This window comes from Cobetia sp. 1CM21F, assembly GCF_023161745.1.
Classification (GTDB): Bacteria; Pseudomonadota; Gammaproteobacteria; order Pseudomonadales; family Halomonadaceae; genus Cobetia; species Cobetia amphilecti.
This window is the reverse complement of the sequence record NZ_JALNTQ010000010.1, coordinates 1-8,135: the sequence shown is the minus strand read 5'-3', so window position 1 is coordinate 8,135 and position 8,135 is coordinate 1. Positions and strand designations below refer to the sequence as shown.

Below are 8,135 nucleotides of genomic sequence, written 5' to 3'. Positions count from 1 at the left end.
CCCCGGCACCAGCCGCGCCCACATGTGCTAAATCCTTCCGGGTATCGGCCGATTTCGCACGTGCGAAACTCCTCCCCCGGCACCAGCCGCGCCACATGTGCTAAATCCTTCCGGGTATCGGCCGATTTCGCGCGCGCGAAATTCCTTCCCAGGCACCAGCCGCGCCACATGTGCTAAATCCTTCCGGTATCAGATGACCGGGGCATCTGCTCAATCACCTAGCTTCTGTGATCGGCTATAACGCTGGATGAGTCATGCCATCAGCAGTATGCTATACACGTATAGCAAAATCAGGAGAGCTTACCCATGCTGGCAATTCGACTGCCTAGTGACATCGAGGAACGCCTCGAGGCACTGGCCAAGGCCACTGGCCGTACCAAGACCTACTACGCTCGCGAGGCTATCCTCGAGCACCTAGAGGATCTTGAAGACATCTATCTCGCGGAACAGACGCTCGAGCAGCTACGTCGTGGGGAAGAAACTACGCACTCCCTAGACGACGTGGAGCAGGACCTTGGCTTGGCAAATTGAGTTGACCGGAGCCGCACACAAGCAGCTCAAGAAGATCGGCCATGCCGAGGCCAAGCGTATTCGTGACTACCTGCGAGAGCGCATCCAGCCACTCGAGGATCCGAGGCAGCTGGGAAAGCCTCTCCAGGGACAGCTGGGTGAGCTATGGCGCTACCGCGTCGGTGATTATCGCCTTATCGCTCAGATCGAAGATGATCGTGTCTGCGTGCTGGTCGTCCGGATCGGTCATCGACGCGATATTTACCGCTGATGGTTTTCACTAAACTGTCCGGCTTATAGTTAGAACCCGGATAGTGACTCCGCCATCAGGGTAAGGCATGCTCCGGGTATATACCGATAGCTTGTGGGTGTGCTGGATCAGCGAGCGCACCACGTTCCCCGAAGGGTTTTCGTACAGGGCGGTGTTCACAGCCATTGTCGCCCCCTATTACGATGGCACGGGCGTTGGGTTAGTGGTTGGGAGGGGGGGACGTTCTGCTCTCTGCGTGACGCTGACACCAAGCATGGTACGCCTCGGCCGGGAGGGCCGGTGAGTAGTAGAAACCCTGGGCCTGATCACAGCCCAGTTGCTGCAGAATCTCAGCCTGCTGCTGGGTTTCCACCCCTTCGGCGGTGACCACCAGGTCCAGGGCGTGCCCGATTTCGATCATGCAGGCCATCAGCTTGCGCGCTTGCTCGCTATCGCCAAGGTGGGTGACGAAGGCGCGATCGATCTTGAGGCCCGTGATGGGCAGGTGCTGCAAGTACTCGAACGAGGAAAAGCCGGTCCCGAAATCATCGATGCTCACGCCGATGCCGAGGTTGCGAAGGCGCTGAACGGCATCCCGGGCGTCGCCGAGATCCCCGATGAAGGCGCTTTCCGTGAGCTCGACTTCTATCCGCTCGGGACGCATACCGGCGTGCTCGATCAGCTCTTGAATCCGCTCGTAAAGCGTCTCGTCATACAGGTTGTGTACCGACAGGTTGATGCTGATCGCGCTCTCGTTTCCCGGGTGCAAAGCGAACGCCCCGGCGGCCTGTACGACGAAGTGGGTCAGCGGGCCAATGAGCGAGGTGCTTTCCACCTTGGGCATGAACTGGCCAGGGGGAATCAGTTTGCCCTGGTCGTCCCACCAGCGGATGAGGCCTTCACACCCGCAGACGTGACCATCACTCAGACGAATCTTGGGCTGGTAATGTAGCTCAAACTTCTTCTCGGCCAAGGCCTCTCGCACCCGACCGATCAGCTTGAAGGCCTCGAGGGAGCGTTGGTCGAAGGTCGGGCTAAAATGCATATACCCTTGCCGTTGGCGAATGGACGCCAGGAGCGCGAGGCGCGCTTCTCGCAGCAGGTCCACCACGGTTTTGTGGTGATCTTCCGCGATCGCGCTGCCGATCGCCAACTGTACGCGGACAAGCACCTGGTAGATCGGCAGGCTCTCTTCACCGATCTCGAGGAGCCGTTGGCAGATAACATAGAGATCAGTCGGTTCGACATTCAGCATGATCAGGGCAAGTTCATCGGGACTGGTGCGGTAGGCCTGATCTTCGCCACGAACGGCCTGGCTCAGCCGCTGGCTGATGGCGACGACAAGCTCATCGGCCGCCTCCGGGCCGAGGGCCTCAATGACGTCCGCCATGTCTGTGATTTTTACCTTGATCACCCCGACCGTTCTGACGGTCGGCCGCAGGGGCGATAAGAGCTTGTGGAGGTCCTCGCTGAGGGCAACCTGGTTGGCCAGGCTCGAATGCTGGTCGGTGCGGGCGATGTCCCGGTGGGCGAGGAATGCTTGGCGTCGCGACTGGAAAAGCCAGCCGGCTACGCCACCCAGGGATAAATACAGTATTAGGCGCAGCAAGTAGTTAAAGGGACTTTGCTCGGTGCCCAAGTCTATATTCAACGGCATGACGGCCATCGCGATGCCTGCGACGAGAGCGGTGATCAGGCCCCCGGGCAAGTCGTACCAGGCGGCGGCGATCAGCACGGGGATCAGCATCAGGTAGGGGTAGGCATAGGCTGTCCCACCGGTGGCATAAACCCCCCCTGTCCCCATGCCTAGGAGCAGCACGATCACGCTGCAGCGTACGGTATGGCGATTGACCATCCACTGCATCACGCGCAGAGGCCATGTCATTGACGTTACAGATTCCATCCTTGAGCTCCGTATGAAGAACGTATGTTCTATATAGGGTAGGCGTGGTGAATGTTCTCCTTCATTAGCTCTTTACCGACAATAACAGCCACCCAGAAAGAATGTCTCATCATCTCCTGCTGTGAGGTTACGATACTGTCTGGCTTTCAACCATTTTACAGACAGTTTTAAGGAGCCTACCCATGAGCCACAAGGTCTCTGACATTGTCGCCCAGCCGTCTCGGGCAACTGAAATACGGACAGTCACCTCTCGATCCGCCAATGATCGGGCACGAGGACGTAAGTACCTGACACGCGATGAAGTGCTGAAGCTGGCAAGGGAAGCGAGAAAAAACCGCTATGGGGCACGTGACTCACTGATGATCCTGATGGCGTACCAACACGCATTGCGAGTATCGGAGTTGGTCGACCTCAAGTGGCAACAGATAGACCTCGATGGCAGCCATCAGATCAGCATCCAGCGGGCCAAGGGGTCACTTGATGGGACACATCCGCTCCAAGGAGACACGGTGCGAGCGCTCAAGCGCTATCAGCGTGAGTGCGGTAGATCGCATGGGTACGTGTTCATCAATGAGCGCGGCGGCACCGTGAGCATCGACGGCTTCCGCAAAATGTTCCATCGCCTGAGCGAGTCCGTGATGGGTATCAAATGGAATCCCCACGCGCTACGCCATGCCTCCGGGGTTCATCTGATCAACCAAGGTGCTGACCTTCGTACCGTGCAGCAGTACATGGGCCACGCCAATATTCAGAACACCGTCGCGTATACAGCACTGACTGGCCGCCAATTCGAGAAGTTAACCTTCTGAAATCTCGCAAAGGACGTGCCCCTCTGCTTGGGCTCAAAAATAGTGGGAATGACGACAGATACACGGAGAATACTCTATCCCCGTAGGGGAACACCGCTTTTTCCGGATTTACAGCCGTCTCATGAGGAGTGGATACTTTCCTGATCTACGCTGCAGGCCGCGATATACGGAATTCCCATGAGAGTGATTGAAGATGCAGCACAACCGGGCTAGAGCTACGAGGGTGCCACTCTGCGGCTGCTGGAAGAGCAGCTAGAAGGAAAACCTAAACCGGCCTGTCATGTCTCCACAGTACGAAGCCATCAATTCGTTGTAAAACCGTTTAATAGGACGGGTTGACTATGCTAGCCGTCTCTATGAATATGCGCGACCTATTAATACTTCCTAATAAAAACTTAATTATATTTAGCTTCGCATGGGAAAACTTGGAATGAAGTACATTAGATGTCCTGGATGCAAGGGATATGGGATATATAAGAAAAGACGTAGTCTAATCAAGAAAATATTTTCAATGAAAAACAATTGGAAGTGTATAGACTGCTACATTTATTTAAAACATAAGGATGTGATTTATTAGAATACTTATAAAAAGCAGAGATTAATATTATAGATCAATAACAATATAGTGGGAGGTAGAGAGGTAGGGAGGTAGGAAAGTCTTACTCCATAACTAAATATATAAGAATATCTTTATTATCTCCCCAAAATCATATAGCGAATTTCTGTCATCGAAGATCTACTATAAAATACTCCTCTGCCCTATATATTAACTTTATTCCCTTAGTTTTTTATACTGTCTGTCTTCCATCGAAGGTGCTGACCTTTACACCATCACGTATACAGCACTGACTGACCGCCAATTCGAGATGCTCGATCTTCTGACATCATCTCACTAGGCGTAATCATGAATTTTGGTGTTTTGGAGCCAGTAAGACGGGGCTGCATCACAAAAATGTGATGGAGTTGATAAGCGTATGGTACTCGTTCACCCTGGCTGCATCTTGATCCACAGAAAAAGTCTATAGCGAATCATCGTCTAAAGACTTACCAAGATCAGGATCATGGAACAAGTGATGTCGATACACAACGTCATTCATAGTCCCAGCATGAAGGTGAGGGTACGTTACTTCATCTTCGTTATCTTCCTCCGAACGATCCATGGTTGTGCTTATTGGTCGCTCTCGAAGCCTGAAGGCCATGCGAATGACTTCATAGGTTGCAGCTACTGCGAAGGAGAGCAGTAAAGTCAACCCATAAATAGTTTCCAAGAAGTTCTGAGAATTAAGTTCTGGTAAAGAGCCCAAACCAAGGAAGATCTTCAAAGCAAAGAAAATCAACAACCATCGAATGGCAAAGCCAATTACATAAAGCACATTTCACCTCCAGCTAAAATAGACTCACACACACAAGTTTATCGCTTTTCGACGAGGTGACAACTTATTCTATCCTTGCCTGCTTTAGACCAGCACACACTTCTTCGCTCTCCTCGCTTAAAACCGGTACAGCAGAACACTAGGACGAAATTTTAACGGTTAGAATTTTCGCCAATATATCTACCTACGCAATGGTTCTCAAAGCACAATGCAAGTGTCCTATAGCCTCTGCCGGCAAAAGCCAGCACATTGCGGATCCTGCCCTGCCCTAGGCTGAGTAAAATTCGTGCCCACAAACTTTTATTCTTTATGCTGCTTAGCTCTGAGGGCAGCCATTTCGTCAGCAAACGGGTGTGAATTAGGTTCCAGGGCTGGTGTCGCCTGTGGGGGTGCTGGCGCGGGCAGACGGCGCAGATGTGCCACTTCTTCCCGTAGTCCGGCCAACTCCTCCCGCAACGCCCGTATCTCAGCTATCAACGCGTCGTCACTGGCTGTGCCACTGTCCCGTGACGGTGTGCCAGGCTCAGGCATCTTCAATGCCCCGTACCAGCGTTCTAGCTCGCTAGTCTCTATTTGGCGATGCCCATCACGTCGTGTCGTAAAGCTCAGGTTCCCGCGCCTCATATCGCGGTACAGGGTGCGCCTGCTGCGTCCCACAAGCTCGGCAGCTTCATTGACGGTGATAGATGCCATGTTGTCCCCTTCACGTCGTGTGCGCTCATTCTAGGCCGGAGTGACAGCATGGGACAGGTGGTGTGACAAATAGTGAGACACCCCAGTGTCAGCAAGGCTTTAGCGCGTGACAGGGTGTCATGGGACACGTGTGACATTCGAGCGGAAGCGAGCAAGTTTTAGGGTCTCGGGGCGTAGCCCTGAGCAAGTCGCCAGGCTGCACGAAAGCGTAGCGATTTTGCAGCCGAAAGTGACACGAATGTGTTACGCAGGCATACCTTGTCCGAGTCCGTGACGGGGTATGCGGATCAACTTAAATCAAACTTCTCGCGACACTCGATCTGCATTCCAAGCCACACACACAGCAAGGAAGCTGCGCAACATATCCAAGTCTGTAGCCCGAAACCCACAAAAAATTTTTGTTCACCGTCAGACTCACTTCAAGTACAGAAGTGGGCCATCCTGGCGTCATAAAATGCTGTAGAAAAAAGGCGGCAGCCTCGCAGAGCAAGATCACGTTGAGCACGAAGTGCGAAATTACGTGGTGCGAGGGTTAGCTAACCTCGCCCATCTTGCCTGCTTCAAAAGCACAACTACCCCGTATCTTTACGCAACTGCCTGTGCTGTAAGTGTGCTGGAGCTGTACTGAGGTCGTGCTGATCGTTCTCCTCCGACGTGTACTCCGTAGAAAGCCGAGAATCGCTTCTGAGGAGAGATAGCCAGAGGAGGTATCAAACCCTCCTTGTGAGCACTAGAGCCCGTGTGAGGCCTCACAGGAGCCCACATAGCGTCTTATCCGTTTAACCTGGCGCGTAGCGCCCATGTTCCCGCGTTTGATTGGGTTGGCGACCACAAAAGCTGGAGTTCTTTAGCGGCGAAGCTTCCCGCAGGATGCCCAGGGGCTATGCCCCTCGATGGCATCCTTTCTGCGCCTGTGGCGCAGGCAATTTTAGGCGGCCGTAGGCCGGGCGGAGCGAAGCGGAGGGTAGGTGAGCGCATCGCGCTCTTTTTTGTCCTTTTACCCCTTTTCCCTTTTAGGGGATATAAATCATTGAAAATAAAGAGTTAATAGCGTTAAAAGGGGACGGATTGATGGTTAAAAGGGGACGGATTGATGGTTAAAAGGGGACGGATTGATGGTTGTAGAGGGGACGGATTGATGGTATTAAAGGACATAATAAAATGAGTCCTTTAATGGAGGCGGGTATGGATTCCGCATTGGTCTATAAAAGCAACGCATTGATTGAAGCATCCTACCGCCTCAGCGTTTACGAGCAGCGCATCATCCTAGGGTGTATTGCCCAGGTACGACGAGATGAGCCTTTGACAGACCAGCGGCTCTACACGGTCAGCGCCCAACAGATCGCCGATATGACCGGTACTCAACTAGGGACGGCTTACCAGAACCTCAAGGCAGCGTCTGAACGCCTGTTCCGGAGGGAGGTCACGCTACATGAAGCACCCAACGGTCAAGGTGGAGCCAAGGTAAGACTCACGCGCTGGGTGCAGGAAGTGGTCTATCAGAAAGATCTGGGCACGATAGCCCTTCGTTTCAGCCAACCCATGGTGCCCTACCTCTCCCAGCTCACCGAGCAGTTCACCCGCTATGCTCTGACCGACATAGCCCGCATGGAAAGCGCTCACGCTATCAGGCTCTACGAACTGCTTTGCCAGTGGCGTGACACTGGCCAACGTGAGGTATCCATCGAGTGGCTGCGCAATGCTTTCCAACTGGGCGATAAATACCCGGCCATAAAGGATTTCAAGAAGCGAGTAATTCAGCCCTCCATCGAGCAGATCAACGAACACTCGCCACTGTGGGTGAAATGGGATCAGCGCAAGACCGGACGGCGTGTCAGCCATTTGGTATTCACATTTGGCGAGAAATCCCCGGGAGAAGCCGGCGTAAGTGACAACAAGCACAAGCCTAAAAGAAAAAGCAGTAGAAGTGCTCAGGGCGCGATCTACGGCATTCCCATGAGCGTGATTGAAGCCGCAGCACAGCCGGGCGAGAGCTACGAGGATGCCGCTCTGCGGTTGCTGGAAGAAGCAGCCAGAAGAAAAATCTGAACCGGCCTCATTGATTCACCATCCGATAGGCGAGTTTTGACAGTCTGACATAAGGGCATGGGGAAGCCTGCTGCAAAAGGTACCTTTTGGTACCACTTTGCGAATCCTGCCCTAGCTCTACCCCCCATCTTTTTTTCTTACGTACGAAATTTGAGTTTGCCCGGCGGGTTGGTAAGCCCCTCGGGGCTTACCAACCCGCTGCACGGACTTTGACTTGATTTTACTCTGACGCGCGTCAAAAACGTTCCTATCAAGGTTCCAGGGAGCGCAGGGACTGAAGAGGTACACAAGGATGCGAGGTACTGATCGCCAAGAGTCCACAGCTTTCGCTGCCGACTCACGATAAGGCGCGTAATCGTGATTTTCGGCGTTTTGGGGCCGGTAAGACGGGGCTGTGTAGCGCACATGTGAAGTCCTTCCGGGTATTAGCCGATTTCGCATGCGCGAAATCCTTGCCCCGGCACCAGCCGCGCCCACATGTGCTAAATCCTTCCGGGTATCGGCCGATTTCGCACGTGCGAAACTCCTCCCCCGGCACCAGCCGCGCC

Annotated in this window: 7 protein-coding genes; 4 read left to right on the top strand and 3 right to left on the bottom strand. The window is 53.6% G+C overall.

Features of this window, described 5'->3' with window-relative positions:
- Nucleotides 1–306: 306 nt before the first annotated feature.
- Entirely contained in the window at nt 307–531 is a 225-nt protein-coding gene (locus MSG32_RS17825; RefSeq protein ID WP_024951932.1) for a DUF6290 family protein, read from the top strand.
- Nucleotides 515–781, top strand: coding sequence for a type II toxin-antitoxin system RelE/ParE family toxin (locus MSG32_RS17820; protein ID WP_024951933.1), 267 nt, complete (start codon nt 515–517; stop codon nt 779–781). Before MSG32_RS17825 ends, MSG32_RS17820 begins: the two co-directional genes overlap by 17 nt.
- Before the next feature lie 199 nt (nt 782–980).
- Here MSG32_RS17820 and MSG32_RS17815 read toward each other — a convergent pair whose 3' ends face one another.
- On the bottom strand, nt 981–2,663 hold the full coding sequence (locus MSG32_RS17815) for a GGDEF domain-containing phosphodiesterase (protein ID WP_248381095.1): 1,683 nt from the start codon (nt 2,661–2,663) through the stop codon (nt 981–983).
- A 182-nt stretch (nt 2,664–2,845) separates the two neighbouring features.
- On the opposite strand from MSG32_RS17815, the gene MSG32_RS17810 reads away from it, so the two are divergent.
- Nucleotides 2,846–3,472, top strand: a complete 627-nt coding sequence (locus MSG32_RS17810) for a tyrosine-type recombinase/integrase (RefSeq protein ID WP_248381092.1) — start codon at nt 2,846–2,848, stop codon at nt 3,470–3,472.
- Nucleotides 3,473–4,491: 1,019 nt separating this feature from the next.
- On the opposite strand, the gene MSG32_RS17805 is transcribed toward MSG32_RS17810, so the two are convergent.
- On the bottom strand, nt 4,492–4,845 hold the full coding sequence (locus MSG32_RS17805) for a hypothetical protein (protein WP_248381089.1): 354 nt from the start codon (nt 4,843–4,845) through the stop codon (nt 4,492–4,494).
- Between the two features lie 300 nt (nt 4,846–5,145).
- Nucleotides 5,146–5,538 carry a helix-turn-helix domain-containing protein gene (locus MSG32_RS17800; RefSeq protein WP_282460403.1) on the bottom strand — a complete coding sequence of 131 codons (393 nt, stop codon included), beginning with the start codon at nt 5,536–5,538 and terminating at the stop codon, nt 5,146–5,148.
- Nucleotides 5,539–6,723: 1,185 nt separating this feature from the next.
- Between MSG32_RS17800 and MSG32_RS17795 the strand changes: the two genes are divergently transcribed.
- Nucleotides 6,724–7,587 carry a replication initiation protein gene (locus tag MSG32_RS17795; RefSeq protein WP_248381087.1) on the top strand — a complete coding sequence of 288 codons (864 nt, stop codon included), beginning with the start codon at nt 6,724–6,726 and terminating at the stop codon, nt 7,585–7,587.
- Nucleotides 7,588–8,135 lie beyond the last annotated feature (548 nt).